Source organism: Streptomyces sp. R-74717 (genome assembly GCF_047305335.1).
GTDB classification, from domain to species: Bacteria; Actinomycetota; Actinomycetes; order Streptomycetales; family Streptomycetaceae; genus Streptomyces; species Streptomyces atratus.
Window position 1 is genome coordinate 7,299,571 of the sequence record NZ_CP102361.1, and the last position, 24,958, is coordinate 7,324,528.

23 protein-coding genes and 1 pseudogene are annotated in these 24,958 nt (G+C 70.3%); 14 read left to right on the forward strand and 10 right to left on the reverse strand.

Annotated features, from left to right (window positions below):
* Nucleotide 1: 1 nt before the first annotated feature.
* Nucleotides 2–349, reverse strand: coding sequence for a hypothetical protein (locus NRF20_RS33425; protein ID WP_398629534.1), 348 nt, complete (start codon nucleotides 347–349; stop codon nucleotides 2–4).
* Between the two features lie 258 nt (nucleotides 350–607).
* On the opposite strand from NRF20_RS33425, the gene NRF20_RS33430 reads away from it, so the two are divergent.
* The 3 genes from NRF20_RS33430 (at nucleotide 608) to NRF20_RS33440 (ending at nucleotide 6,067) form a co-directional block, all read left to right on the forward strand.
* Nucleotides 608–1,615 (forward strand): slipin family protein, encoded by a 1,008-nt coding sequence (locus NRF20_RS33430; protein ID WP_413753828.1) that lies wholly within the window; start codon nucleotides 608–610, stop codon nucleotides 1,613–1,615.
* A 190-nt stretch (nucleotides 1,616–1,805) separates the two neighbouring features.
* Nucleotides 1,806–4,754, forward strand: a complete 2,949-nt coding sequence (locus NRF20_RS33435; RefSeq protein ID WP_413753829.1) for a DEAD/DEAH box helicase — start codon at nucleotides 1,806–1,808, stop codon at nucleotides 4,752–4,754.
* On the forward strand, nucleotides 4,751–6,067 hold the full coding sequence (locus NRF20_RS33440; protein ID WP_413753830.1) for an SWIM zinc finger family protein: 1,317 nt from the start codon (nucleotides 4,751–4,753) through the stop codon (nucleotides 6,065–6,067). The genes NRF20_RS33435 and NRF20_RS33440 overlap by 4 nt, the downstream gene beginning before the upstream one ends.
* Nucleotides 6,068–6,241: 174 nt before the next feature.
* On the opposite strand, the gene NRF20_RS33445 is transcribed toward NRF20_RS33440, so the two are convergent.
* Nucleotides 6,242–6,820, reverse strand: coding sequence for a TetR/AcrR family transcriptional regulator (locus NRF20_RS33445; RefSeq protein WP_266362201.1), 579 nt, complete (start codon nucleotides 6,818–6,820; stop codon nucleotides 6,242–6,244).
* Between the two features lie 81 nt (nucleotides 6,821–6,901).
* On the opposite strand from NRF20_RS33445, the gene NRF20_RS33450 reads away from it, so the two are divergent.
* A complete protein-coding gene (locus NRF20_RS33450) occupies nucleotides 6,902–7,450 on the forward strand; it encodes an HXXEE domain-containing protein (RefSeq protein ID WP_266362203.1) in 549 nt (182 codons plus the stop codon).
* 32 nt (nucleotides 7,451–7,482) lie between these two features.
* On the opposite strand, the gene NRF20_RS33455 is transcribed toward NRF20_RS33450, so the two are convergent.
* Entirely contained in the window at nucleotides 7,483–7,998 is a 516-nt protein-coding gene (locus NRF20_RS33455) for a DUF3574 domain-containing protein (RefSeq protein ID WP_398629530.1), read from the reverse strand.
* Between the two features lie 202 nt (nucleotides 7,999–8,200).
* On the opposite strand from NRF20_RS33455, the gene NRF20_RS33460 reads away from it, so the two are divergent.
* From NRF20_RS33460 to NRF20_RS33470, 3 genes and pseudogenes are all read left to right on the forward strand, one after another.
* The gene (locus NRF20_RS33460) at nucleotides 8,201–8,611 is read left to right on the forward strand and encodes a RidA family protein (RefSeq protein WP_413753831.1); all 411 of its coding nucleotides are present in this window, start codon (nucleotides 8,201–8,203) and stop codon (nucleotides 8,609–8,611) included.
* Nucleotides 8,612–8,712: 101 nt separating this feature from the next.
* On the forward strand, nucleotides 8,713–9,444 hold the full coding sequence (locus tag NRF20_RS33465; protein WP_266362209.1) for a hypothetical protein: 732 nt from the start codon (nucleotides 8,713–8,715) through the stop codon (nucleotides 9,442–9,444).
* 32 nt (nucleotides 9,445–9,476) lie between these two features.
* A pseudogene (locus NRF20_RS33470) lies at nucleotides 9,477–9,562 on the forward strand.
* 317 nt (nucleotides 9,563–9,879) lie between these two features.
* Here NRF20_RS33470 and NRF20_RS33475 read toward each other — a convergent pair.
* Together NRF20_RS33475 and NRF20_RS33480 are read right to left on the reverse strand one after the other, a co-directional pair.
* Nucleotides 9,880–10,497: a peptidase gene (locus NRF20_RS33475; protein ID WP_398629737.1), complete on the reverse strand. Its 618-nt coding sequence runs from the start codon at nucleotides 10,495–10,497 to the stop codon at nucleotides 9,880–9,882.
* A gap of 13 nt (nucleotides 10,498–10,510) precedes the next feature.
* A complete protein-coding gene (locus NRF20_RS33480) occupies nucleotides 10,511–11,722 on the reverse strand; it encodes a pyridoxal phosphate-dependent aminotransferase (protein ID WP_398629528.1) in 1,212 nt (403 codons plus the stop codon).
* Nucleotides 11,723–11,808: 86 nt separating this feature from the next.
* Between NRF20_RS33480 and NRF20_RS33485 the strand changes: the two genes are divergently transcribed.
* Entirely contained in the window at nucleotides 11,809–12,477 is a 669-nt protein-coding gene (locus tag NRF20_RS33485) for a winged helix-turn-helix transcriptional regulator (protein WP_398629527.1), read from the forward strand.
* A gap of 114 nt (nucleotides 12,478–12,591) precedes the next feature.
* The gene (locus NRF20_RS33490; RefSeq protein WP_398629526.1) at nucleotides 12,592–13,098 is read left to right on the forward strand and encodes a cupin domain-containing protein; all 507 of its coding nucleotides are present in this window, start codon (nucleotides 12,592–12,594) and stop codon (nucleotides 13,096–13,098) included.
* 325 nt (nucleotides 13,099–13,423) lie between these two features.
* Here NRF20_RS33490 and NRF20_RS33495 read toward each other — a convergent pair whose 3' ends face one another.
* Both NRF20_RS33495 and NRF20_RS33500 read right to left on the reverse strand, forming a co-directional pair.
* Nucleotides 13,424–14,320, reverse strand: a complete 897-nt coding sequence (locus tag NRF20_RS33495) for a carbohydrate kinase family protein (protein WP_413753832.1) — start codon at nucleotides 14,318–14,320, stop codon at nucleotides 13,424–13,426.
* Nucleotides 14,317–15,327 carry a pseudouridine-5'-phosphate glycosidase gene (locus NRF20_RS33500; RefSeq protein WP_398629524.1) on the reverse strand — a complete coding sequence of 337 codons (1,011 nt, stop codon included), beginning with the start codon at nucleotides 15,325–15,327 and terminating at the stop codon, nucleotides 14,317–14,319. The genes NRF20_RS33495 and NRF20_RS33500 overlap by 4 nt, the downstream gene beginning before the upstream one ends.
* Nucleotides 15,328–15,460: 133 nt before the next feature.
* Between NRF20_RS33500 and NRF20_RS33505 the strand changes: the two genes are divergently transcribed.
* The gene (locus tag NRF20_RS33505) at nucleotides 15,461–15,823 is read left to right on the forward strand and encodes a cupin domain-containing protein (RefSeq protein ID WP_398629523.1); all 363 of its coding nucleotides are present in this window, start codon (nucleotides 15,461–15,463) and stop codon (nucleotides 15,821–15,823) included.
* A gap of 4 nt (nucleotides 15,824–15,827) precedes the next feature.
* Here NRF20_RS33505 and NRF20_RS33510 read toward each other — a convergent pair whose 3' ends face one another.
* From NRF20_RS33510 to NRF20_RS33520, 3 genes are all read right to left on the reverse strand, one after another.
* Nucleotides 15,828–17,192 (reverse strand): MFS transporter, encoded by a 1,365-nt coding sequence (locus NRF20_RS33510; RefSeq protein ID WP_398629522.1) that lies wholly within the window; start codon nucleotides 17,190–17,192, stop codon nucleotides 15,828–15,830.
* A 110-nt stretch (nucleotides 17,193–17,302) separates the two neighbouring features.
* Nucleotides 17,303–17,845 (reverse strand): methylated-DNA--[protein]-cysteine S-methyltransferase, encoded by a 543-nt coding sequence (locus NRF20_RS33515; RefSeq protein ID WP_398629521.1) that lies wholly within the window; start codon nucleotides 17,843–17,845, stop codon nucleotides 17,303–17,305.
* 59 nt (nucleotides 17,846–17,904) lie between these two features.
* Complete coding sequence (locus tag NRF20_RS33520) at nucleotides 17,905–18,855, reverse strand: glycerophosphodiester phosphodiesterase (protein ID WP_413753833.1); 951 nt, start codon at nucleotides 18,853–18,855, stop codon at nucleotides 17,905–17,907.
* A 215-nt stretch (nucleotides 18,856–19,070) separates the two neighbouring features.
* Between NRF20_RS33520 and NRF20_RS33525 the strand changes: the two genes are divergently transcribed.
* From NRF20_RS33525 to NRF20_RS33540, 4 genes are all read left to right on the forward strand, one after another.
* On the forward strand, nucleotides 19,071–19,958 hold the full coding sequence (locus NRF20_RS33525) for an MHYT domain-containing protein (RefSeq protein WP_398629519.1): 888 nt from the start codon (nucleotides 19,071–19,073) through the stop codon (nucleotides 19,956–19,958).
* 62 nt (nucleotides 19,959–20,020) lie between these two features.
* Complete coding sequence (gene uvrB, locus NRF20_RS33530; RefSeq protein WP_413753834.1) at nucleotides 20,021–22,141, forward strand: excinuclease ABC subunit UvrB; 2,121 nt, start codon at nucleotides 20,021–20,023, stop codon at nucleotides 22,139–22,141.
* Between the two features lie 131 nt (nucleotides 22,142–22,272).
* The gene (locus NRF20_RS33535) at nucleotides 22,273–22,851 is read left to right on the forward strand and encodes a TerD family protein (RefSeq protein ID WP_266362231.1); all 579 of its coding nucleotides are present in this window, start codon (nucleotides 22,273–22,275) and stop codon (nucleotides 22,849–22,851) included.
* Between the two features lie 128 nt (nucleotides 22,852–22,979).
* Complete coding sequence (locus NRF20_RS33540; protein WP_398629517.1) at nucleotides 22,980–24,932, forward strand: TerD family protein; 1,953 nt, start codon at nucleotides 22,980–22,982, stop codon at nucleotides 24,930–24,932.
* Nucleotides 24,933–24,958: the final 26 nt, after the last annotated feature.

Consider the following 24,958-nt stretch of genomic DNA (forward strand, 5'->3'; position numbering starts at 1 on the left):
GTCAGTGGACCGTGCTGAAACTGCGCCACGGCAGGGCGCCGGCCCCGTTGACGTCGCTGACCGTGGTCGCGAGGTACGTCGTACCCGGACCGGTGCAGTTGGGTGTGCGGTACAGAATGATGTCGATCAGGGTGCCATTGCTCACTTCCTTGGCCCCAGCGGGAGCGAGCGGGTGGCAGCCTTTCACCGAAGGGCTGTTCACCATGATCACGGCGTCCCGCTCGGTCGTGTAGATGATCGGCCCGACCGCTGTCCGGCCGAGGCCGGAACAGCCTGCGACGGTGAGGGTCAGGAGCGCGGTGCCGGCTGCGATGCCGAGACGGCGGCGCCGGTGATCGATCACGGGCATGGGTGGGTCCTCGTCTGTCTCGTCCGGCTCATCCGTCAGCACGGCGTACGCCACAGCACCGCATGCGCCACGGAGAACGTGCTGACGCTGGTCACCTTGCCTGCTCCCCGGTGGCCCGGCATCCGGTGCGCGGCCGGCCGGGCGACAGCCGTACCGGGCGAGCCTCGACCAATGTTCATATCGGTTGATATTGGGCATACCGTGGTAACAGCGATTGATTTCCGTGTTTCAGTTGTTTCCGGCGTTCAGGGGGCCGTCATGGTCCAGGAGCTCGTAATCGCAATAGTGGGGGCGGCCTCGGCGGGTGCGCTGTACTTGGCGGCGGCGGCCAAGGTCGTCAAGCAGTACGAGCGGGGCGTCGTACTGAGGCTCGGCAGGCTCCGTAACGATGTGCGAGGGCCCGGATTCACCATGGTGATCCCCGGCGTCGAGCGGCTGCGCAAGGTCAATATGCAGATCGTGACGATGCCGGTCCCCGCGCAGGACGGAATCACCCGGGACAACGTGACGGTGCGGGTGGACGCGGTCATCTACTTCAAGGTGGTCGATGCGGCGAGTGCCGTGATCCAGGTGGAGGACTACCGGTTCGCGGTGTCGCAGATGGCACAGACCTCACTGCGGTCGATCATCGGCAAGAGCGATCTGGACGATCTGCTGTCCAACCGCGAGAAGCTGAATCAGGGCCTTGAGCTGATGATCGACAGCCCAGCGGTCGGGTGGGGTGTGCAGATCGACCGGGTGGAGATCAAGGACGTTTCGCTGCCGGAGACGATGAAACGCTCCATGGCCCGTCAGGCCGAGGCCGACCGTGAGCGGCGAGCCCGCGTCATCAACGCGGACGCCGAGCTTCAGGCCTCGAAGAAACTCGCCGAGGCGGCGAAGGAGATGTCCTCCCAGCCGGCCGCGCTCCAGCTGCGCCTGCTGCAGACGGTGGTTGCGGTCGCGGCCGAGAAGAACTCCACGCTGGTGCTCCCGTTCCCGGTGGAGCTGCTCCGCTTCCTGGAGCGGGCGCAGCAGCCCGCGCAGCAGCAGGTGATGCAGTCGCAGCAGGCCGTGCGGCCGCCGCAGCAGCCCGCACAGGCACAGCGCCCTGCACAGGCACAGAGCCCTGCACAGGCACAGAGCCCTGCACAGACACAGCGCCCTGCACAGGCACAGCCGCAGCCGTCCGTGGCGCCCGCGCCCCCTCCCGCTTCCGCGCCCGCTGTTTCTGCGGCCACGGCGCCCGCGCGGCCCCCTCGTCCGAAGCCGTTCGCCAGGCACTGAGCCGAACCGCGCCGTTCCCTGCCCTGGGCCGGTCAGGTCGGCCTGCCGGCAAGGCCGTATCAAGGCCTGTATTGCATCTGACCTGCTGGAATGCAGGTGCGCGACCGGTTGTCAGACCCCCCGCCTAGACTCGCAGGAGTCATAAGGATCAAGACGATCAAGAGGATCAGGGCGGGACGGGAGGGGACCGATGACCACGGCACAACATCAGCTGGACGCGTCCGCGGCCCGCCTCCTGAGCTGTGCCGCTGTCTTCCTGCCCGCATCGCTGCCGAGGGACGGGCGCGTCGCCTTCTGGGATCCCGACGGCGGCCCCCTCCCGGAGCCGGTTGACTCCGCGGACTTTGAAGATCGGACACCCGGTCCGACCGCCGCTGAGATCACCGTCGTCCGTCGGCATGGACAACAGGACGGCGTCCGTCGGCGTACGGTGCCCGCCGTCCTGCTGCCCCTGACCGATGCCCTGCCGCTGCTGGCCCGCGCCCGTCACCAGCAGTCCGCCCACCCCGCCACCCGCTGCTGGGGTGCCGCCGCACTCCAGGCGCTCAACCTGGTGGCGCGCGGCAGGCTGCTCCCCGGCCTGACGGGCGACGACCACGACGCCTGGCGGGCCGGACCGCGCGACGCCGAGGACATCGCCCATCTCCGGGCGATCGCAGCCGCCATGCCGGTCGAGGGGCACGCGGTGCCGCTCGCGGACCGCACACCGCTTCAAGTCCCCGACCCGGAGTGGCTGCTCGGGGCGTTCCTCGATGCGGTTGCCGATGCCCTGCCCCGTACACCCGCCGCGGCGTACGCGATGGGTGCGGCCTTTGCAGCCCGTGAGGCCCAGCATCTGCCAGGAGCCCGTGACTGGGCCGTCGAGGTCGCGGCCGGTCTCGATGCGGGTGTACGGGTGTCGCTGCGTCTCGACCTGTCGGCGTACGAACTCTTCGACACGGCCGATACGTACGACAGCCCCGACGACAGCGACGCCCCCGACTGCAACGGGGCCTCCGGTACGGCCGCGGATGCCCGTCCCGGCGCCGCGCGGCACGCCGCCGCGGCCATCACCCAGGTGCACAGCCTGGCCGACCCGACCTATGTGGTCGACGCCGCCGCACTGTGGCACGGCGGGGTGGGGGAGCCGTTCGGCCCGCGGGCCAGGATCGACGCCGTGCTCGCACTGCGCCGCGCCGCCCGCGTCTGGGCACCGCTGGAGCGGTTGCTGGACCAGCCCGTGCCCGATGTGCTCGCACTCGAAGAGGACGAGCTGTACGAGCTGCTGAGCGACGCCGGAGCCCGGCTGGCGGCGGCCGGGGTGAGCGTCCACTGGCCCAGGGAGCTCGTCCGTTCCCTCACGGCCGCCGCCGTGGTACGACCCGCCCCCGGCTCGGCCACCGACGGCACCTCGTTCTTCGACGCCGAACAGCTCTTCGCCTTCAACTGGCAGTTGTCGCTCGGCGACGAGCAGCTCACCGAGGCGGAGATGGACGTTCTCGCGGAAGCTCACCGGCCGGTGGTGCGCCTGCGGGACCAGTGGGTCGTCGTCGACCCGGCGCTCGTACGCAAGGCGCGCAAGCGGGAGCTCGGCCTGCTCGATCCGGTCGACGCCCTTGCCGTCGCCCTGACCGGCAGCGCCGAGGTCGACGGCGAACAGGTCGAAGCGGTGCCCGTCGGAGCGCTGGCCGCACTCCGTACCCGCATCACCGCCGACGACACCACCATCGCCCCGCCGCCCGGCCTGGACGCCACGCTCCGCGACTACCAACTGCGCGGCCTCGCCTGGCTGGACCGGATGACCTCACTCGGCCTCGGCGGCTGCCTCGCCGACGACATGGGCCTGGGCAAGACGATCACCCTCATCGCCCTCCATCTGCACCGTGCCCACCCCGCACCCACCCTGGTGATCTGCCCCGCCTCCCTCCTGGGCAACTGGCACCGGGAGATCAACCGCTTCGCCCCCGGCGTCCCCGTGCGCCGCTTCCACGGCACCGACCGCACACTCGCCGAACCCGACGGCGGCTTCGTCCTGACCACATACGGCACGATGCGTTCGAGCGCGGCGCAACTCGCCGGCCACAGCTGGGGACTGATCGTCGCCGACGAGGCCCAGCACGTGAAGAACCCGTACTCCTCCACTGCGAAGGCGCTGCGCACCATCCCGGCCCCGGCCAGAGTCGCCCTCACCGGCACCCCCGTGGAGAACAACCTCTCCGAGCTGTGGGCCCTGCTCGACTGGACCACCCCCGGACTGCTGGGCCCCCTCAAGGCGTTCCGGGCCCGGCACGCCCGTATCGTCGAGAACACCGGGACGGCTGCCGGGCTCGCCAACGACGAAGCGGTCGAGCGGCTTTCCCGGCTGGTCCGGCCCTTTCTCCTGCGCCGGAAGAAGTCGGACCCGGGCATCGCCCCCGAGCTGCCGCCCAAGACGGAGACCGACCACCCCGTCTTCCTCACCCGTGAGCAGGCCACGCTCTACGAGGCGGCGGTCCGCGAGACGATGGCGTTCATCGAAGCCTCGGAAGGCATCGCCCGCCGCGGTCTGATCATGAAGCTGCTGGCCTCGCTCAAGCAGATCTGCAACCACCCCGCGCAGTATCTGAAGGAAGAACCGACCCGCCTCGTCGGCCGTTCGGGAAAGCTCGCCCTGCTCGACGAGCTCCTCGACACGATCCTCGCCGAGGACGGCTCCGTCCTCATCTTCACCCAGTACGTGACGATGGCCCGGCTCCTCTGCGCCCACCTCGCCTCGCGCGCCGTCCCCTCCCAACTCCTGCACGGCGGTACGCCGGTGGCCGAGCGGGAACGGATGGTGGACCGCTTCCAGTCCGGCGAGGTCCCGGTCTTCCTGCTCTCCCTCAAGGCGGCGGGCACCGGACTGAATCTCACCAGGGCCGCCCACGTCATCCACTACGACCGCTGGTGGAACCCGGCCGTCGAGGAACAGGCCACGGACCGGGCGTACCGCATCGGCCAGACGCAACCCGTGCAGGTCCACCGGCTGATCGCGGAAGGCACGGTCGAGGACCGGATCGCCGAGCTGCTGCGGGCCAAGCGGGTCCTGGCCGACGCGGTCCTCGGTGCCGGTGAGACCGCGCTGACCGAGCTCAGCGATCGTGACCTGGCCGATCTCGTCTCGCTCCGGAGGCCGTCATGAGCCCCCGTCCCCAGCCCCATGCGTACGCTCGCCCCGAGCCCCGTCCTGTCGCACGCTCGCGCCCCGGCCCCGACGATCTGCGGCGCACCTTCGAGGCCGTGCCGCCCCGCCCGTCCGACGGCGACGAACCCTTCGCGGACAGCTGGTGGGGCCGCGCCTGGGTGGCCGCCCTGGAGTCCCTGTCGATGGACGAGGGACGGCTCTCCCGCGGCCGCACGTACGCCGACAGCGGCAAGGTCGCAGCGATCACCATCACCCCCGGACGGGTCGTCGCCTACGTTCACGGCAGCCGCCCCCGCCCCTACCGAGCCGAGCTGCGTCTGCGGTCGCTCACCGACGCCGACTGGGACATGTTCCTGGACGCGGTCGCCGCCCGCCCCGGTCACCTTGCCGCGCTGCTCACCAAGGAGATGCCGCACTCGCTGGTCGACACGGCGACCGAGGCCGGTGTCGGACTGCTGCCCGCCGCGGGCGATCTCGACCCCGGCTGTTCCTGTCCCGACCACGGCTGGCCCTGCAAACATGTGGCCGCCCTCTGCTACCAGATGGCCCGTCTCCTGGACGCCGACCCGTTCGTCCTTCTGCTGCTGCGCGGCCGAGGTGAGCGCGAACTCCTCGAAGAGCTGGGCCGTCGCAACGCCGCACACTCCGCCCGGGAACGCCCCACGGCCCCTGCCACCCCGTCCGTACCGGCCCGAGAAGCCCTCGCCGACCGCTACCTCCCGCCGCTCCCTGCCCCGCTCCCGGTCCTGCCGCATCCCGGGCAGCCACCCTCTTACCCGAGCCTGCCCGGCGCCCGCGACCCGCTCGCACTCGACCACCTCGCCACGGATGCGGCGGCCCGTGCGCACACGCTCCTCACCACCGGCCTCGACCCGCTCGCCGGCCTCACCTCCTGGCAGGACGCGGTACGGCTGGCCGCGTCCCGCCCCACCGCCGGACTCACCGCAACCACCCGCGCCCTCTACCGCGAACTGGCGTACGCCACCGGCCGCACCCCCACCGACCTGGCCCGGGCCGTCGCGGCCTGGCGCCAGGGCGGCGCCGAAGGACTGGCCGTCCTCGAAACGCCCTGGGATCCTCCGGCCGGCCCCTTCGACCGCGCCCGCCCCGCGCTCGCAGCCGCCGACTTCCCCCGCTTCCACCCCTGGCGCAACCACCTCACGCACCCCAGCGGGACACTCCAGCTCCGCTTCGGCCACGACGGCCGTTGGTACGGCTACGAATCCGAGCCGGGCGAGGACGACTGGTGGCCCCGCGCCACCCCGGACTCCGACCCGGTGGGCGCGCTCATGGAACTCAGCGGAGGCTGACTCCCGGCCGACCCCGGACCGACCCTCAGCCTCTCAACTCTGTAGATAGACGAAGAGCCCGATCAGCAGCACGAGGACGATCGGCAGCACGATCAGCCGCGCTCCCTGTTCCGCGCATGTGATTGGTCTCGGTACCCGGCCGCGGCACAGTACCCGACCGTCCCGGGGCCGCCCTCAGCGAGGCAACACGGCATCGACGACATCGCGGGCGAAGTCCGGCGGTACCGGTTCGCGGCGGAGCAGCACCCGCACCCAGACCGCTCCCGCGATCAGGTCCAGCAGCAGCATCGGGTCGGCGTTCTCGGGAAGTTCACCACGGGCGGTGGCGCGGGCGAAGACCGGCTGCTCGCGGGCGAACCGATCGGCGAAGAAGTCGCGGGTGAGGGCGGCGAGTTCGTCGTCCGGCAGGCCGGTACCCGAGGTCATGGCGCGGGCGACCGGTTCCGTACGCCCGTCGGTGAGCAGGCCGGTGATCTGTTCGGTGAGGGCGATCAGGTCACCGCGGAGGCTGCCCGTATCGGGGATGTCGATGTCGAGGACCCGGGCATGGAGCATGGCCGCCCGCAACAGCGCCGGTTTCGAGGGCCACCAGCGGTAGATCGTCGTCTTGTTGACCCCGGAGTCCTGGGCGACGGCCTCGATGGTGAGACGGGTGTAGCCGCGTTCCGCGAGATGGCGCAGCGTGGTGTCGAAGATTGCTTCGGCGGCACGAGGGCCCTTGCCCGGGCGGCGGCTCACGGTCGGATCGGGCATGAGCACTCCAGAGAAAAGCAACGCAACGTTGCGTTGCACTGTATGGTGCGGTCATCGTACTGCGACGTATGGGGGCCAGGCATGGCGGAGACAACGGTTTCCAAGGCGGTGACCTGGGGGCTGCTCGCCGCCTGGGCGGCCAACGATCTGGAGGAGCTGGCCACCATGGCCGGCTGGGCGCGGTCCGCCCGACCGCGGCTCCAGGAGCGATTCCCGAAAGTGCCCGAGCGGGTATGGGCGCGGATGGAACTCTCGCAGCGGGATGTCAATGTCGCCATCGGCCTCATGGGCGGGGTCGTGGCGGCAGCGTCGGCGGACGGGGCGCGCACGGGTGGCCGCAGCCCGTTCTTCCGGACCGTACTGGTCGGATTCGGGCTGCACGGCGCCGTCCACATGGTGCAGTCGCTGGCGTACCGCGGCTACACACCCGGTGTCGCCACGGCGCCGGCCGTTGTCATCCCGTACTCGCTCTGGGCTGTGCGGCGGCTGAAGGCGGCCGGTATCGAGAGCGGCGGCGTCGGCACAGCGGCAGCGGCGCTGGCGCTCCTCCCGGTGGCGGTCACGGGAGTGCACGGGCTGGCGCGCCGGCTCAATCGGCCGCACGGGCGCGGGGCCCGTGCGGCAACGTGATCGGGGAGCGGCGCGCCAGGCGGCGGGCGGTGTCAGAAGTCGGCGGTCGTGTGCTCCTCGATCCGGGCCACCGAGTCCTGGGCGTACGCCTTCTCGTAGGCGTTCCGGATCCGCTCGATCTGGACGTCGCGTACGCGTGCCTCGGACGCCGGGTAGAGCAGGGTCAGTTCGTAACTGCGCTCCCGTTCGATCACCCCGTGGGAATCCCGCCACTGCCCCCGGCCGTCCTGGATGGTCAGCCCGTTCGGGAAGCGGGGCGTGACCTCCTCGTCGATGAACGCCAGGAACTGGCGGTCGGTCACATCCGGTCCGCCGTCGGGACGTTCGGTGCCGAAGAGCAACCGGGTCTCGATGTAGGCCTTTCCGCGCGCGGCGCCGGCCGAGGTCGCCGACTGCGAGGCGGAGGGGGCATCGTCGCCGAGTGTGGCGTACGCGACGGGTGTGCCCACGGCCAGTACGGCCAGGGCGGCGGCGGCCGCGGTGAGTGCGGTGTGCTGCTTCGGGCCGGTGAGACCCTTCGCGCTGGCGAGATGAGGGAAGCGAGGCACGGCGGGGACCTTCGTTCGGAGCCTGCGAGGGCGGAGTCTGCGTGGGCCTGCGGCGCGGGTGCGCGCGGCTCACTGTGGCAAGCGGCCCCCGCCGGACGGCGGCAGGACATGGGCATCCGCCGGAAACCACCCGTACGGGGCGGCACGTGGGCCCGCCGAAACCCCGCTGCGCCCCGTGGCTCGGGCCGTCAGACTCATCCGCATGACTGCGGAGATCAGCCGGATCAATCCGGACCAGCTGCACCCCACCCCCGGCTATCACCACATCACTGTGGTGGAGGCGGGCCGGACCGCGTTCCTGGCCGGGCAGTGTCCGCTCGATCGCTGCGGCGCGCTGGTGGGTCCGGGCGACCTCGATGCCCAGATCGATCAGGTGGCGGCCAATGCCCTCCTTGCCCTGGCGGCCGTGGGCGCCGAGCCCTCCCGGGTCGTCCGGTCGGTCATCTACGTGGTCAGCGACGACGGCACGGACCTGGGAGCCGCCTGGCGCCGGCTCACCGCCTCGGTCATCGGGCCCGCGTTCACCACCGCGAGCACGCTGCTCGGCGTCGTGCGGCTCGGCTTCCCCGGGCAGCTGATCGAGGTCGACCTCACCGCGGCACTGCCCGGCTGAACGCGCACCCCGCGCGCCCGGACCCCCGGTGGCCGGTTGAAACGGCCGGCACAGCGAAAACCTCTGGTTCCGTGCGGCTCGGCGCTGCTAGCTTCCTCGATGTGGCGAAACTCAATCAGATCATCGCAGTGGAGAAGGGCGTCAAGTCCAAGGCTCACCAGGACCTGACGGCGGCACATCACGGCCTTCAGAAGACCGGTCTGCTGGCCGGGATCTCCCGGACGTATCAGCCGAAGGACGAGGAGGGCGAGCAGCTGCCGCCCGAGTCGACCCTGGTGCAGATCAAGGCCGAGGACGTGCTGCGGGAGACCGCGACGACCCTGACCCGGCTCTTCGATGTGACCGCCACGAAGGACTGGGCGAACTGTTCGGCCCGCGCGGATGTGAAGGTCGACGGACGGGTGCTCGTGAGCGAGGTGCCGGTGTCGTATCTGCTCTTCCTGGAGAAGCAGTTGACGGACATCAACACCTTTGTTCGCAAGCTTCCGGTGCTCGACGCCTCCGAGGCCTGGACACAGGACCCGTCGACGGATTCCTGGAAGACCGAGCCGGTGAGGACTCTTCGTACGAAGAAGGTGCCCCGCAACCATGTGAAGGCGGAGGCCACCGAGAAGCACCCGGCGCAGGTCGAGGTGTATTACGAGGACATACCGATCGGGTACTGGACGACCGTGAAGTTCTCCGGAGCCCTGCCCGCGCGACGGGTCAACGAACTGCTGGACCGGGTGGAGAAGCTCCAGCAGGCCGTGAAGTACGCCCGCGAGGAAGCCAACGGCGTGGACGTCACCGACCAGCGGGTAGGTGATGCGGTATTCGGTTACCTCTTCGGGTGACCGACCATTGATTCCCCGGCCGACTCATTTCGGCCGGGGTGCGCGAGGAGCGCAAGCTGAAACTGAAGCTTGTCGTGACGACGCGGTTCCAGTGGAGGTTCGAGTCCTCCCCCCGGCATTCTGTGCGTTCCCGCACATGAACGGGCCGGGGTAGCCCAAATGGCAGAGGCAGACCGCGATCAATCTCAGACTCTTGCTCCAGACTCAGCATTCGCCACCGATCGCCGAATCAAACGGGCCCGTGCCCATGGGCGTCGAGATGCCGGTTCGACTCCGGCCCGCAGAGCTTCGATCTGCGGTCGTCTAAAGGCAGGACGCGGCGACATAAACCTGACACGGGTCCTTAAAAGTGTCGGCGTGCCGAATGGGTGGCATCTTCAGGGCTCGGGGGCCGGCTACGCCCCCGGGCCCGCTCCCGTTTCCCGGGACGTCCCGTCACACGCCCGCGGGCAGTGACACCCCGCGCCCCGCGAAGAAGCGCTCGAAGTCGGGCAGCGGAAGCTCCGCGGCACGCGTTGTGGCCGTCGTGCCGGACGGGTTGTGGAAGTGGACGCCGGTGCCGTCGGCCGTACGGGACGTCAGCAGCACCAGATGCCCGCCCCGCCCCGGAGCGGGCCGCTGCGGATGGCGGATGCCGTAGTGCACCGAGGCCATGACCGTCCGGCCGCCGTCGAGCAGGCCGAGGATCTCCTGCGACGAGAGATGGCGGTGGACCGTGGCGTCGAGGCCGTGCGCCTGCTGTACGTACTCTGCGAAGGGGGCGTAGATCAGGCCCCGGATCACCCCCTCCGCATCCTCCGTGTACGCGCCGTACTTGAGTGCACCGTCGCGCAGCGCGAACAGGGACGGGGCCCCGGCGCCGAGCGCCATGCGCAGGCAGGTCATACCGCACAGATGGCCTGCCCAGCGCGCATACTCGGCCGGTGACGCCGCGCCCGACTCCGCCCAGGCAGGGTCGGTGGCCGGATCGAGTCCGCCCTCCACGATCGGGCCGACAAGCTCGGACGAGGCGAACTGGGTGAGGACGGGAACGCGGCAGGCGGGGCAGGTCACCAGGGGCATCCGATCACTGGCGGTATCCGGTCAGAAAGCGGCCGATGCGGCTGATTGCCGCGTCGAGATCGTCAGCGTACGGGAGTGTCAGGATCCGGAAGTGGTCGGGCCGCGGCCAGTTGAAGCCGGTGCCCTGCACAACCTGGATCTTCTCCCGCAGCAGCAGATCCAGGACGAACTTCTCGTCGTCGACGATTCGATGCACCTTCGGGTCGATGCGCGGGAACGCGTACAGAGCGCCCTTCGGCTTCACGCACGACACGCCGGGAATCTCGTTCAGCTTCTCCCAGGCCCGGTTGCGCTGCTCGTACAGCCTGCCGCCGGGCGCGACCAGTTCCCGGATGGACTGCCGGCCGCCGAGCGCCGCCTGAATGGCGTACTGCGCGGGCGCGTTGGGGCACAGGCGCATCGAGGCGAGAGTGGTCAGCCCCTCCAGATAGTTGCGGGCGTGCTGCTGCGGGCCGGAGACCACCATCCAGCCGGAGCGGAACCCCGCCACCCGGTACGTCTTCGACAGACCGCTGAAGGTGAGGCAGACCAGGTCGGGGGCGAGGACCGCCACGCTGTGGTGCTCGGCTCCGTCGTAGAGGATCTGGTCGTAGATCTCGTCGGCGAGGACCATCAGCCCGTGCCTGCGCGCCAGATCGAGGATGCCTTCGAGGACCTCGCGCGGATAGACGGCGCCGGTCGGGTTGTTCGGGTTGATGATCACGACGGCCTTGGTCCGGTCGGTGATCTTCGATGCCATGTCCGCGAGGTCCGGGTTCCAGTCCGAGGCCTCGTCGCAGGTGTAGTGCACGGCCTTGCCGCCCGCGAGCGTCACCACCGCGGTCCACAGCGGATAGTCGGGGGACGGGATCAGCACCTCGTCGCCGTCCTCCAGCAATGCCTGGACGGCCATGGAGATCAGCTCGGAGACGCCGTTGCCGAGGAAGATGTCGTCCACCCCGACATCCGTCAGACCCATGGCCTGGTAGCGCTGCGCCACCGCCCGGCGGGCGGACAGGATGCCGCGCGAATCGCTGTAGCCGTGGGCCTGCGGAAGCATCCGGATCATGTCCTGGACGATCTCCTCCGGCGCCTCGAAACCGAAGAGCGCGGGATTGCCCGTGTTGAGGCGGAGCACGCTGTGACCCGCCTCTTCCAAGGCGTTGGCGTGCTCGATGACCGGGCCCCGGATCTCGTAACAGACCTCGTCGAGCTTGCTGGACTGCCGGAATTCCATGCGGTGGCCTCCCCGACCTGATTGCGATACTTGGTTTTACCAAGCTCGGGCTTGGAAAGTCCAACAACATGTCTAGACTGCGTCGCATGCCACGTCAGCAACAGTCCGCAACACGCTCGGCTCGCCGCCGGAGTTACGACCAGTTCTGTGCCACCGCGCGCTCCCTCGATTCCGTGGGCGACCGGTGGACCCTGCTGATCGTCCGTGAACTGCTGGCGGGCCCCCGCCGCTACACCGACCTCCACGCCGACCTGCCGGGCGTCAGTACGGACGTCCTCGCCTCCCGGCTCAAGGACATGGAACAGAGCGGCCTGGTCACCCGCCGTCGGCTTCCGCCGCCCGCCGCGGCCTCGGTGTACGAACTGACGGAGCGCGGCCACGGGCTGCTGCCCGTACTTGCCGCGCTCGCCGAGTGGGGTGCGCCCGCGCTCACCGAGCGGCGGCCCACCGATGCGGTACGGGCACACTGGTTCGCACTTCCGCTGCTGCGCTCGCTGGACGGGCTGTCACATGCGGGAGTCGTCGAAGTCCATCTGGACGAGGGTGAGTTCCATGTGTGCGCCGGTGGTGCGACGGCCGGTGCGGCGGTGTACGGGGATGGTCCTGCGGCCCGGGCCGACGCCCGCATCGCGCTCGACGTCGAGGTCTGCCTGGCGCTCGGGCGGGGTGAGCTGACGTTCGCCGAGGCCGTCAAGGACGGACGTATCGAGGTATCGGGCGACGGGCCGCTCGCCGCCGAACTTCGCGGCGAGTGACCGCCGGTCCGGGAGGGTTCCACGGCTCAAGTCACGGGTAGCGTGGGGGCGTTCGGGATGTCCGGTTCGGGATGTCCAGGACGCTTCCGGGACGCCGAGGCAGAGGAGTCGTACGTGAAGGTCGGCAGACAGCAGGGGAGCCGGGGGCGGTGGGTGCGGCAGGGGCGACTCGCCAAGGCCCTGGTCGTGGGCGGCTGCGTGGCCGCGCTCGGCTTCGTACCGTCGGCGGCCGTCGCCACACCCGGCAGCGGTGTGAGCGGCACGGTGGTCGCGAAGGGCACATCGGTGGGAAAGCTGAAGGTGAAGACCCCGAACGGCCGCACCGACGTGACCTTCCGGACCATCACCGTCGAGCCGGGCGGCTCCACCGGCTGGCACACGCATAGCGGTCAGTTGATCGCCGTCGTCAAGTCCGGGACGCTGACGCGCACTCTGGACGACTGCTCGGTCGAGGTGACGCCCGCGGGCTCGTCCTTCATCGAGCCGTCCGGATCCGCTCACCGCCACATCGGACGCAACCTGGGGACCGAACCCGTGGTGCTCTGGGTGACCTATCTGCTGCCGGAGGGCAGTGCGCTCTCCGACGACGCCGACGCGGTGGACTGCGACGCGAAGAAGTAGCGAACGACTCGCCGACCGCCGGGACCGGCCGTCGGCCGGCGAGCGTCTCGTCCGCCGTCGGCACCGGCCGTCGCGGAAGATCAGCACCTCGTTCACGCGGCCGCCGATCTGATTGCGGTCCGTCCCCTCGACGGGCTGGTCGCACAGGCGCTGCGGGTCCGGGGGCGTGCGGTGCTGGTGGTGTCCACCGAGGGGTTCGCAACTACTGGTCCAGTACCTCGTTTTGGCTAACATGGGCACTATTGAGTGAACGGTGCTCCGGTCTGTAGGTGTGCCCGACGGGGTGTGCACAATGTGCGTGACGCGATCTGGGGCGCCGGGTGTGTCATGGACCGGGGCGGCCCCCCACGGTGGTGACCGCTTCCGCCGCCGACCGGCAGCCTGCTTCCACGGCCGAGGCGTCGTTCGCCCCCGACAGGTGCGCCGCGAGAAAGCCGCCGGTGAACGCATCGCCTGCGCCCGTCGAGTCCACGGCACCCCGTACCTGGACGGCCGGGATGTGCCGGGTCACCGCGCCCGCGACGGCCAGCAGAGCTCCGCCCTCGCCGAGCGTGACGACCACCCGGGGTACCTGAAGGCTCAACTTGGCTGCAGCGTCCGCCGGTTCGGGGAGTCCGGCCAGCAGCCGGGCTTCGTCCGCATTGGGCAGCAGCAGATCCGTGCCCTCCACGGCTGCCAGGAACCGGTCGACGCCCAGCTCGGCGAGAAAGCCGGCCGAAGCCGGGTCGACGCTCACCGGGATCTGCCGTCGCCGGGCCTCCTGCAGAGCGAGCAGGGCCGTCGCCCGGCTCGTCGCGGCGAAGAGAAGGTACCCGGAGAGATGGAGATGGGCGATCCCGTCGAGCATGGACGGTGACCAGTCGTCGGGGGAGAGGCGGAGCACGGCACCGCTGTCGGTGAGGAAGGTGCGCTCGGCGGCGGAATCGACGAGGGCGACGACGGTGGCGGTCGGTACGTCGTCGTCCACGGCCAGCAGGCAATGTACCCCTGCCCGCTGCAGCGCGTCCCGGTGCCAGGCCGCGCTGTCGGCGCCGACCCGGGCCAGCAGCCGTACGCCGCGACAGCCCGAACGCGCCGCCCAGCAGGCGACGTTGGCGCCCGCTCCGCCGGGGACGGTGCGGATCCGGGCCGAGGTGTCCGTGCCGTGGATCAGCGCCGTTCCGTGCCGGGCCACGACATCCGTGACCACGTCACCGACGACGAGAAGGCCGCCGTCGGTCATCGGCCGACCGCCGGGTTCCGGTGCGATGTCGTGTCCTGCGCGTTCGGGTGCGCTGCTGTGTCCTGTGCGGCGGCGGCCCATGCGCCGGAGATCCGCGCGGCAAGCGATACGTTTCCGCGTACGGCCGCCAGATTGGCCTCCAGTGAAGCGCCCCCGGTTCCCCGCATCAGCCGGTCCAGCAGGAACGGTGTGACGGCCTGGCCCACGATGCCGCGCTCCTGGCATGCGGCAAGGGCCTCGGCCAGCACACGGTCGTGGAGTGCGGGATCCAACTGGTCCTCCACGGACACGGGGTTGGCGACGATCAGCGCGGCACCGGGACCGCCGAGCGCGTCCTGGGCCCGCATCACCTCCGCGACCTCCTCGGGCGTCCGCACCGTCCAGTGGACCGGTTCGCCCGAGCTGTTCAGGTAGAAGCCGGGGAAGCGGTCGGTGCCGTAGCCGAGCACTCCGACGCCGAGCGTCTCCAGGCGCTGCAGCGTGGCGGGGACGTCCAGGATCGACTTCACCCCCGCGCACACCACGGTGATACCGGTCCGCGCGAGGAGCCGGAGGTCCGCGGACTCGTCCTGGGTCCGGGTCCACTCCCGGTGTACGCCGCCGAGGCCGCCGGTCGCGAAGACGCGCAGGCCCGCGCGTGCGGCCAGGAACGCCGTAGCGGACACGGTCGTCGCCCCGCTCGCGCCCGTCGCCAGGGCCGGTGCGAGGTCCCGGTTTCCCAGCTTCCGCATCGCCGGGTCCGCAGCGACCCGCTCCAACTGGGCCTTGTCCAGACCGATGTGGGCCCGTCCGTCCAGCACGGCGATCGTGGCGGGCACGGCACCCGCGGAACGTACGAGCCCTTCGAGTTCCTCGGCGACCTGCAGATTGCGGGGGCGTGGCAGACCGTGGGCGATGATCGTCGACTCCAGAGCCACGACGGGGTGGTGCGTGGCGAGGGCCGCCTGTACCTCGGTGGAGAAGGCGGGGGTGTAAAAGTGTGCGCTGTGCGACGCATTCAGTGACATGTGCACATCCCTGTCGCGGGCGCATCGACCTCAAACGTGCGGCCGGGACACCGGCCGAATCACCCGTCCCCTCCGCATGTTCTCCCGGTCCTGGTGTCGAGTCGCCCCGAAGCGGTCGCTAGGGTGACCGGCCATGACCACACTTGATCAAACTCCCGCCTCGTTCGCCGTACACATTCCGGACGCCGAGCTCGAACCGGAACCGCTCGCCCCCGCACAGATCGTCTCGGGCGAGCCCGCGGTGACCGGCAAGGTGCTCTGGGAATCGCCCGACGGCAAGCAGCTGCGCGGGATCTGGCAGATCACGCCGGGCGTGGTCACCGACACGGAGGCCAACGAGCTGTTCGTGGTCGTCAGCGGGCGCGCGACCGTGGCGGTCGAGGGCGGGGCGACGCTGGAGGTCGGGCCGGGTGACGCCTGCGTGCTGCGCGAGGGCGACCGAACGACGTGGACCGTGCACGAGACGCTGCGCAAGGCGTACCACATCAGCCTCTGAAACCTCAGAGGTCGGAGGCGGGTGCCGTGGGTGCAGGTGTGCCGGCTGCGTCGGGTGAGGCGGGCGCAACGGGAGCGGCCGGCCGGACGAGCGCCCGGCGCAGTGCCAGCGCCGCCATCGGCAGCAGCAGACATGCTCCGACCGCGTTCAGCCAGCCGTAGCTCGCCCGGGCGACGATCACTCCGGCGATCGCGCCGCCGATGCCCGCCGCCGTGTTCATGGTCAGGTCCGACAGACCTTGCACGGCGGCGCGGGTGGGCTGCGGTACGGAGTCGGTGAGCAGTGCCGAACCGGCGACCAGCCCGGCCGACCAGCCGAGCCCGAGCAGGAACAGGCCTGCCGCCGTCTGACCGTGGCTGGGGCCCGCGGTGCCGGCCAGCAGTGCGGCGCAGGAGAGCAGCCCGACCGCCAGACCGATCACGGCGAGCCGGCCGAACCGGTCCGACAGCCAGCCCATCACCGGGGAGAACGCGTACATACCCGCGATGTGGCCGCTGATGACCAGGCCGATCAGCTGGAGTCCGGCGCCGTGATGACCCAGATCGACCGGGGTCATCACCATGATCGAGACCATCGCGGTGTGCGAGACGGCCACCGTCACCAGTGCCAGCCGTGCCATCGGGGACGCCCGGACCGCTGCGACACCGGCACGCAGTGAACGGCCTGCGGGGGACTCGTTGTCCTGCGGCGCCAGCGCCCGCGCGGTGAGCAGCGGGTCCGGCCGCAACAGCACCCCGACCACCACGGCGGCCAGCAGGAAGATCCCGGCCGCGAAGAGGAACGGGCCCGCCTTCTCCGATATCGCGGTGCCGCGGAAGACCTGCCCCACCGGGGCCGCGATGTTCGGCCCCAGAACCGAACCGATCGTCGTGGCCCAGATGACAGTGGAGATCGCACGGCCGCGCCGGTCGGGCTCGACCAGATCCGCGGCGGCGAACCGGGCCTGCAGATTGGCCGAGGAACCGGCACCGAACCCGGCCATGCCGAGCAGCAGCAGCGGGAAGCTCTCCACGACGGTGGCCAGCACCACGAGCCCCGCGCCGAGTGCACCGATCAGATACGCCAGGACGAGACCGGGGCGTCGGCCGCGCGAGGTCATCAGCGCGGCCAGCGGCAGCGAGAGCAGCGCGGTACCCGTCACCGACGCGGTCGGGGCCAGACCGGACAGCGCCTCGGAGCCGCTCACCTCCGTGGCCAGGACTGGGGCCAGGGCGATACCGATGGGCACGCCGAGGCCGCCGAGTATCTGGCTGGCTATGAGCACTGCGGACGTTCTGCGCCGCAATCCGGGCAGCTCGGCCGCAGTCACCCGGCCTGCGGGGTGGCCGGGCCCGGTGGGGGTGTCAGGTGCATCAAGGGTGTTGGTCACTGGCGCAGTGTGCCAGCCCGTACACAAGGTACGAAACCGGGTTCCGTCAGGGTACGGACTGCGCGCGGACCCGGTGCCCCGGTGCGGGGAGTCGGGTCTCCACGACGGACTCAGAACAGCGGCTGGGGCAGCACGCCCTCCAGAGCCAGCAGCTTCCGCTTGGTTTCGAGGCCACCGCCGAACCCGCCGAGTCCGCCGTCGCTCTCCACCACCCGATGGCACGGCACCACCACCGGCAGCGGATTGGACCCCATGGCAGCGCCGACCGCCTGAGCCGCCCCCGGCTGCCCCGCGCGCTCGGCGAGGTCCCCGTATCCGACGACCGCCCCGTACGGCACCCCGGCCGCCAGCTCGCGGAGCACCTGGCGATTGAAGCCGGAGGTCAGCGACCAGTCCAGGTCGAGCGAGAACTCCCGCAACGAGCCCGCGAAATACGCCGCGATCTGGCGTATCGGCTCGGCGAGCCGTGCGGAGCCGGGGCTCTCCACCGGCTCCGCACCGAGTCGCGACCGCAACTGCCCGACCGCCTTCTCCCGCACTTCGGGACGGGCGTGGAAGATCACGCTCACCAGTCCCGCGTCGGTCGCGGCGAGCAGCAGCGGGCCGATGTCGCTCTCGACGACGGCCCACTCGACAACTCCGTTGCTGTTCATGGGAACCACCGTACGACCGGCCACTGACAACGGGCCGCGGCGACGGGGCGCCCGAGCTGTCAGCCCGTGGCCTCGCGCACCACATCGGGGGTGTTGGTGATGATCCCGTCGACGCCGAAGCCCGCCACCTTCGCCGCGGTCGCCGCGTCGTTGACCGTCCAGGTGTTGACCCGGAGCTTCTTGCCGTGTGCGCCCTTCAGCTCATGCACCGCCTTCACGTAGTCGGCGGAGATCGACGTGTACGAGGGGTTGATCTGGTCGGTGAACGCTGCGTACGAGGGCAGATCGGCCACTGCGGGGGTGCCGAGGAAGCCGGTCGTGACGTCCGGACGCTGCTGGTGCACCTTCTTCACGCTGTCCGCGCCGAAGCTCTGGATGACGAGCCTGTTCTTGACGTGGTCGCGGTCGAGCCACCCCTTCTGGCTCAGCACCCGCAGGGTCTCCTTCTCGATCCCCGGGTAGATCTCCGGGCTCTTGATCTCCAGCAGCAGCTTCTGGCGGTTTCGCTCGATCCGGTCCAGATACTGCTTGAGGGTGGGCACCCGGGTTCCGGCGAACTGCGGACCGAACCAGCCGCCCGCGTCCAGCCGGGCGATCTCGGCGGCAGTGAAGTCCTTGACCGCCCACGGGGCCCGGTCCGGGAAGACCTCCTCGACGTCGGTGGTCCGCTTCAGATCGGTGTCGTGCACGACCACCAGCACACCGTCCTTGGTGAACTGGACATCGTTCTCCACCCAGTCGAAGCCGAGGGCGTCGGCCTTGTCGACGGCGGCCAGGGTGTTCTCCGGCGCATAGGCCGAAGCGCCCCGGTGAGCGAAGACGACCGGGGCGACCGGCTTCGCGTCAGCGGTCCGGGCGCTCATGGTCCGGATGCCCGTGCCCGTGCTCGTGTGCCCGGCCGTGGCTGTGCCCCTGCCCGTGGTCTGCGTATCGGCGGTCGACATCAGCAACGCGCCAGCACCCACGAGGGCGGCGGCAGCGACGGCAGCGGTTGCGGTGCGTGCGTACACGTGTACTCCTTGCATCAGAGTTACGGACGGGCCGAGAGTGACAGCCGCCCCCCAACGAGGGACAGGCGAAGGATGGCCACAACGTGAACGCCGCTCTTGAGACCGGGTCACGGGCCGATTTCCACGTCGATAAAATGCAGCTCTTCTGTTTGTCTGCCGGGCCTCGCGTCTTGGGGTCACCCCCGAACCCGGGCTTCCGCGAAGGGCGTACGAGCATGCAGGGCACGATCGATGGTTTCAGCTACGGAGCGGTGACGCCCGTCGCGGCCTTCCTCATGGCCTGCCTCGGTGCGGCCCTCGGGCTGCGATGTACGACCCGTTCGCTGCGCACCGAGCGTTCCTTCAAGGCCGGCTGGCTGGCCCTCGGCGCGACGTCCATTGGCTCCGGCATCTGGACGATGCACTTCATCGCGATGATCGGCTTCTCCGTCGAAGGGGTGACCATCAGCTACGACAAGCCGATCACCTTCGCCAGCCTCGCCGTCGCGATCGGCATGGTCGCCATCGGCATCTTCATCGTCGGGTACCGGGGCGCCACGCGTATGGCAATGGTGACGGGCGGCACCATCACCGGGCTGGGCGTGGCCACCATGCACTACCTGGGCATGGCCGGAATGCGTCTTGAGGGACAGTTCGAGTACGAAACGTTCACCGTGGCCCTCTCTGTCGTCATAGCCGTGGTGGCCGCCACGACCGCACTCTGGGCGGCCGTCTCCATCCACGGCTTCCTGCCGAGTCTCGGCGCCAGCGTCGTGATGGGCGTCGCGGTGAGCGGCATGCACTACACGGGCATGGCCGCGCTGAGCGTCCATCTGCACCCCGGCGCCCTCGCCGGCCCGGCTTCGGCCGACGGGCGGGCCGCCCTCCTCCTGCCACTGATGATCGGCCCCGGCTGCTTCCTGCTCCTTGCCGCGGTGGTCGTGATGTTCGACCCCCTGATGGTGATGGGCACCCCGGACTGGGACGACCCCAGGGCCACGAACGGGGCCGGACGGCCCCCCGGAATCCCGGCCCAGCGGCAGGTCCCGCGGTTCGGGACACATGCCGACCCGGCGTCGTTCCACTCCCGGCCGCGCGATCCCGCGCCGCCGGAAGAATGGTGACCCCGGCCCGGCACCGCGGCTGACCCGGCCCGGTTGTCAGTGGTGGGTCGTACGGTGGTTCCATGCGGCCCGTTTCGAAGATCGAACGTTCGGTGGCGCCTTTCGAGGTCGTCAGTCCCTACCAGCCCAGCGGCGACCAGCCCGCGGCCATCGCCGAGCTGGAGCGGCGCATCCGTGCGAATGAGAAGGATGTCGTCCTGCTCGGCGCGACCGGCACCGGCAAGTCGGCGACCACCGCCTGGATGATCGAGAAACTGCAGCGCCCCACCCTCGTGATGGCGCCGAACAAAACGCTCGCGGCCCAGCTGGCGAACGAGTTCCGCGAGCTGCTGCCCAACAACGCCGTCGAGTACTTCGTCTCGTACTACGACTACTACCAGCCCGAGGCGTACGTCCCGCAGTCGGACACCTACATCGAGAAGGACTCCTCGATCAACGAGGAGGTCGAGCGGCTGCGCCACTCCGCGACGAATTCGCTGCTCACCCGGCGCGATGTCGTCGTGGTCGCCTCCGTCTCCTGCATCTACGGCCTCGGTACGCCCCAGGAGTACGTGGACCGGATGGTCCAGCTCAAGGTCGGCGACGAGGTCGACCGGGACCAGCTGCTGCGCCGCTTCGTCGAGATCCAGTACAGCCGCAACGACCTGGCGTTCACCCGCGGCACCTTCCGCGTCCGCGGCGACACCATCGAGATCTTCCCGGTCTACGAGGAGCTCGCTGTCCGGATCGAGATGTTCGGCGACGAGATCGAGGCGCTCTCCACCCTCCACCCGCTCACCGGCGAGGTCATCAGCGAGGACCACTCCCTCCACGTCTTCCCGGCCAGCCACTACGTCGCAGGCCCCGAGCGCATGGAGAAGGCGGTCAACGGCATCGAGCAGGAGCTGGAACAGCGCCTCGCCGAGCTGGAGAAGCAGGGCAAGATGCTGGAGGCCCAGCGGCTGCGGATGCGCACCACGTACGACATCGAGATGCTCCGGCAGATCGGCACCTGCTCCGGCGTCGAGAACTACTCGATGCACTTCGACGGCCGCTCACCCGGCACCGCCCCCAACACCCTCCTCGACTACTTCCCCGAGGACTTCCTCCTCGTCCTCGACGAGTCGCATGTCACCGTGCCGCAGATCGGCGCCATGTACGAGGGTGACGCCTCCCGCAAGCGGACCCTCGTCGACCACGGATTCCGGCTCCCCTCCGCGCTCGACAACCGCCCGCTGAAGTGGGAGGAGTTCCTGAGCCGGATCAACCAGACCGTCTATCTCTCCGCCACACCCGGGAAGTACGAGCTCTCCAGGGGCGACGGCTTCGTGGAGCAGATCATCCGCCCCACCGGCCTCGTCGACCCGGAGGTCGTCGTCAAGCCCACCGAGGGCCAGATCGACGACCTGGTGCACGAGATCCGCACGCGCGCCGAGAAGGACGAGCGCGTCCTGGTCACCACCCTCACCAAGAAGATGGCCGAGGACCTCACCGACTACTTCCTGGAGCTCGGCATCCAGGTGCGCTATCTGCACAGCGACGTCGACACCCTGCGCCGCATCGAGCTGCTGCGCGAGCTGCGCTCCGGTGAATACGACGTATTGGTCGGCATCAACCTTCTGCGCGAGGGCCTCGACCTGCCCGAGGTGTCGCTGGTCGCCATCCTCGACGCGGACAAGCAGGGCTTCCTGCGCTCCGGGACGTCCCTGATCCAGACCATCGGGCGCGCCGCCCGTAACGTGTCGGGGCAGGTCCATATGTACGCGGACAAGATCACTCCGGCGATGGCGCAGGCCATCGACGAGACCAATCGCCGTCGTGAGAAGCAGATCGCCTACAACACCGAGCGCGGCCTCGACCCGCAGCCGCTGCGCAAGAAGATCAACGACATCGTTGCGACGATCGCCCGCGAGGAGGTCGACACCGAGCAGCTGCTGGGCACCGGCTACCGCCAGACGAAGGGTGCCAAGGCTCCCGTTCCCACGCTGGGCGTCAAGGCGGCAGGCTCCAAGAAGGCCGGGGGCAACGGCGCGGTGGTCACCGACCGGCCCGCCACCGAACTCGCGGGAATCATCGAGGAGATGACCGACCGGATGCGGGCAGCCGCCGCTGACCTGCAGTTCGAAGTGGCGGCCCGACTGCGTGACGAGGTCGGTGAGTTGAAGAAGGAGTTGCGTCAGATGCGGGAGGCGGGCCTCGCCTGACCCCGTCACGCCTGGTGTGTTGCAGGACCGACACAAAAACGCCCCAAGCGGCCACGCGTGCGGTGTGACTGCGTAGGGTGCTGGAAAACCGCGCACGGACGGTTGCGGGGCAAGCGGAGAGGGGACAGCGCGTGACGGTCAATATGACCAAGGGTCAGGCCATCAGCCTGCAGAAGAGCGACGGGGGGACCCTGACCGCGGTACGGATGGGGCTCGGCTGGCAGGCGGCGCCGCGCCGCGGTCTGTTCGGTTCACGTACGAGGGAGATCGACCTCGACGCTTCGGCGGTGCTGTTCGCCGACAAGCAGCCGGTCGACGTGGTCTTCTTCCGTCACCTCGTCAGTGACGACGGCTCGGTCAGGCACACCGGGGACAACCTGGTCGGCGGCGCCGGCTCGGGCGGCGACGACGAGGCGATCCTTGTCGATCTGCAGCGGGTGCCGGTCCACATCGACCAGATCGTCTTCACGGTGAACTCCTTCACCGGCCAGACGTTCCAGGAGGTGCAGAACGCCTTCTGTCGCATCGTCGACGAGACCAACGGCCAGGAGCTCGCCCGCTACACGCTGGACGGCGGCGGGCAGTACACGGCCCAGATCATGGCGAAGGTGCACCGTTCGGGGAACGGGTGGCAGATGACCGCCCTCGGCAACCCGGCCAACGGCCGCACCTTCCAGGACCTGATGCCGGCGATCCTGCCGCACCTGTAGGCACGGCCGGACCGGTCGGTCGACATCGGTACGCGCAGCTCCCGGAGGCATCGGCCGCCGGGAGCTGCGCCACATCGCACCGCACGACACCGCACCACGCAGCAGCAACTCATCGAGGGGACAGGGCAATGACGGCCGAGCTGGTCCGGGGGCAGAACCACACTTTGCCCCAGACCCGTCTGGAGATCCGGGTATCGGCCGGCACGCCCGTCGTGGCCGGTGCCACGCTCGGCGACGAGGACGGCACCGTGCACGGCACCGAGTGGGTCGCCCACCCGGGGTCGCCACAGCTGCCCGGGCTCGAGGTGTCCGGACAGGCCGCCGCCGAACACCGGCTCGCCGTGGACCTCGATGCCCTGCCGGCTTCGGTGCACCGGGTCACCGTGCTGCTGGCCCTGCCCACGGGCGTCGGCGGACCGGTCCGGTTCGGCGCGGTCGCCTCACCGTTCGTCGCCGTCACCGGGCTCGAAGGCAGCGAGATCGCCACCTTCACCCTCACCGGCCTGGACATCGAGTCCGCCGTCACCGCCCTGGAGCTCTACCGCCGTCAGGGCGCCTGGAAGGTCCGTGCCGTCGGTCAGGGCTACGCGGGCGGCCTCGCCGCCATGCTCGCCGACCAGGGTCTGACGCAGGCGGCCGAGCTGGCCCACGCGATCCAGGACGCCGTCGCCCGCGCGATGGCCCGCTCGGTCGCACCGCCCCCGCCGCGCACCCCGGACGGTGACCGGGTCGGTCACGGCACGGGCCCCGTACTGCCCTCGGACGGCCGCCGGCCTCCCGTCGCACCGCCGACGGCCACCCAGCCCCCCGAGCCGCTCGCCGAGCCCACTACCCCGCCGTCCGCGGTCACGACGGGCGGCCCCATCAGCTACGCGCACCCGCGCCGCCAGGCATCCGCACCCCCGCCGCCCCCTCCCGCCGCCCCGCCCGCCGGGCCGGGCCACGCCGCCCGGCCCGTCGCCGGGGACGCGACCGGCTGGTCCATGGAGGAGCGCCTCTACAACCAGATATGGGGCATGTTCGAGGACCTGGCCCGCACCACCGCCGCATACCGCAGCGCCGTCGACTTCGCAGAGTCCCGCATGGACCAGGAGCTCGACCGGACCCTCTCCGACCCGCGCAACCGGATCGGCGGCGCCGGCGACCGGGCTCGCGAACAGGCCCGTGCCAAGCGCGACGAGCTGACCGCCCGGGCCCGCGAGGTCCTCGATCGCGACCTCGCCCAGCTCGCTGCCGAGTCCGCCGTCGTGGAACCCGCACTCCCCGCCGCGTACGCGGGATGGGACAACCCCGTCTGGCACGCCTACCGCGTCCCGATGGAGATCCCCATGGCGCTGCGCATCGGCGACCTCCATCTGCCCGAGGGTCCCGACCTGCGAATCCCGCTACTGGTCCGGCTCCCTCTGGAGCGAGGAATCTGGGTCGACAGCGGACGTACGGCCTCCGAGGCCGCAGCCCTGATGGACACCGCCCAACTGCGCCGCCTGGCCATGGAGAACGCGGTCGCGCACGCGGCCCGGCTGCTGGCCGTCTACCCGGCCGACGAGTTCTCCGTCCATGTCATCGACCCCGCGGGCTCGGCGGCCGGAACGCTCGCCCCTCTGGTCGAATCCGGGGCCCTCGCCGGGCCGCCCGCCGCCGGAGCCGGGGGAGTGGCCTCGGTCCTCGCGCACCTCACCCGGCGCGTCGACCTGGTGCAGATGGCGATCAAGGCCGGCGCCGCCGATTCGCTTCCGCCGGACCTCGACACGGGTGAACAGCTGCTGATCGTCAACGACTTCCCGCACGGCTTCGACGATCGGGCGGTCACCCAGCTGCGCTACCTCGCAGACGAGGGGCCCTCGGTCGGCGTCCATCTGCTGATGGTCGCGGACCGCGAGGACGCCGGCGCGTACGGGCCGGTGCTCGACCCGTTGTGGCGCTCGCTGCTCCGGATCACGCCGGTCGCCGACGACCACCTGGCCGATCCCTGGGTGGGCCACGCCTGGACGTACGAGCCGTTGAGAATGCCGCCCGGCAGCCGGGTCCTTGAGCAGGTGCTCGCCAGGGTGGCCGCGGCCCGCCGCCCCCGGCGCCCCTGAGCCCTGGAGCGGAAGCGAGTACGTAT

Coding starts and splice junctions, on each gene's coding strand:
- NRF20_RS33435 (WP_413753829.1), top strand. CDS start 1,806: ATGACCACGGCACAACATCAGCTGGACGCGTCCGCGGCCCGCCTCCTG.
- NRF20_RS33515 (WP_398629521.1), bottom strand. CDS start 17,845: ATGAACAGCAACGGAGTTGTCGAGTGGGCCGTCGTCGAGAGCGACATC.
- NRF20_RS33430 (WP_413753828.1), top strand. CDS start 608: ATGGTCCAGGAGCTCGTAATCGCAATAGTGGGGGCGGCCTCGGCGGGT.
- NRF20_RS33540 (WP_398629517.1), top strand. CDS start 22,980: ATGACGGCCGAGCTGGTCCGGGGGCAGAACCACACTTTGCCCCAGACC.
- NRF20_RS33445 (WP_266362201.1), bottom strand. CDS start 6,820: ATGCCCGATCCGACCGTGAGCCGCCGCCCGGGCAAGGGCCCTCGTGCC.
- NRF20_RS33480 (WP_398629528.1), bottom strand. CDS start 11,722: ATGGAATTCCGGCAGTCCAGCAAGCTCGACGAGGTCTGTTACGAGATC.
- NRF20_RS33505 (WP_398629523.1), top strand. CDS start 15,461: ATGACCACACTTGATCAAACTCCCGCCTCGTTCGCCGTACACATTCCG.
- NRF20_RS33500 (WP_398629524.1), bottom strand. CDS start 15,327: ATGTCACTGAATGCGTCGCACAGCGCACACTTTTACACCCCCGCCTTC.
- NRF20_RS33460 (WP_413753831.1), top strand. CDS start 8,201: ATGACTGCGGAGATCAGCCGGATCAATCCGGACCAGCTGCACCCCACC.
- NRF20_RS33485 (WP_398629527.1), top strand. CDS start 11,809: ATGCCACGTCAGCAACAGTCCGCAACACGCTCGGCTCGCCGCCGGAGT.
- NRF20_RS33525 (WP_398629519.1), top strand. CDS start 19,071: ATGCAGGGCACGATCGATGGTTTCAGCTACGGAGCGGTGACGCCCGTC.
- NRF20_RS33495 (WP_413753832.1), bottom strand. CDS start 14,320: ATGACCGACGGCGGCCTTCTCGTCGTCGGTGACGTGGTCACGGATGTC.
- NRF20_RS33450 (WP_266362203.1), top strand. CDS start 6,902: ATGGCGGAGACAACGGTTTCCAAGGCGGTGACCTGGGGGCTGCTCGCC.
- NRF20_RS33425 (WP_398629534.1), bottom strand. CDS start 349: ATGCCCGTGATCGATCACCGGCGCCGCCGTCTCGGCATCGCAGCCGGC.
- NRF20_RS33440 (WP_413753830.1), top strand. CDS start 4,751: ATGAGCCCCCGTCCCCAGCCCCATGCGTACGCTCGCCCCGAGCCCCGT.
- uvrB (WP_413753834.1), top strand. CDS start 20,021: ATGCGGCCCGTTTCGAAGATCGAACGTTCGGTGGCGCCTTTCGAGGTC.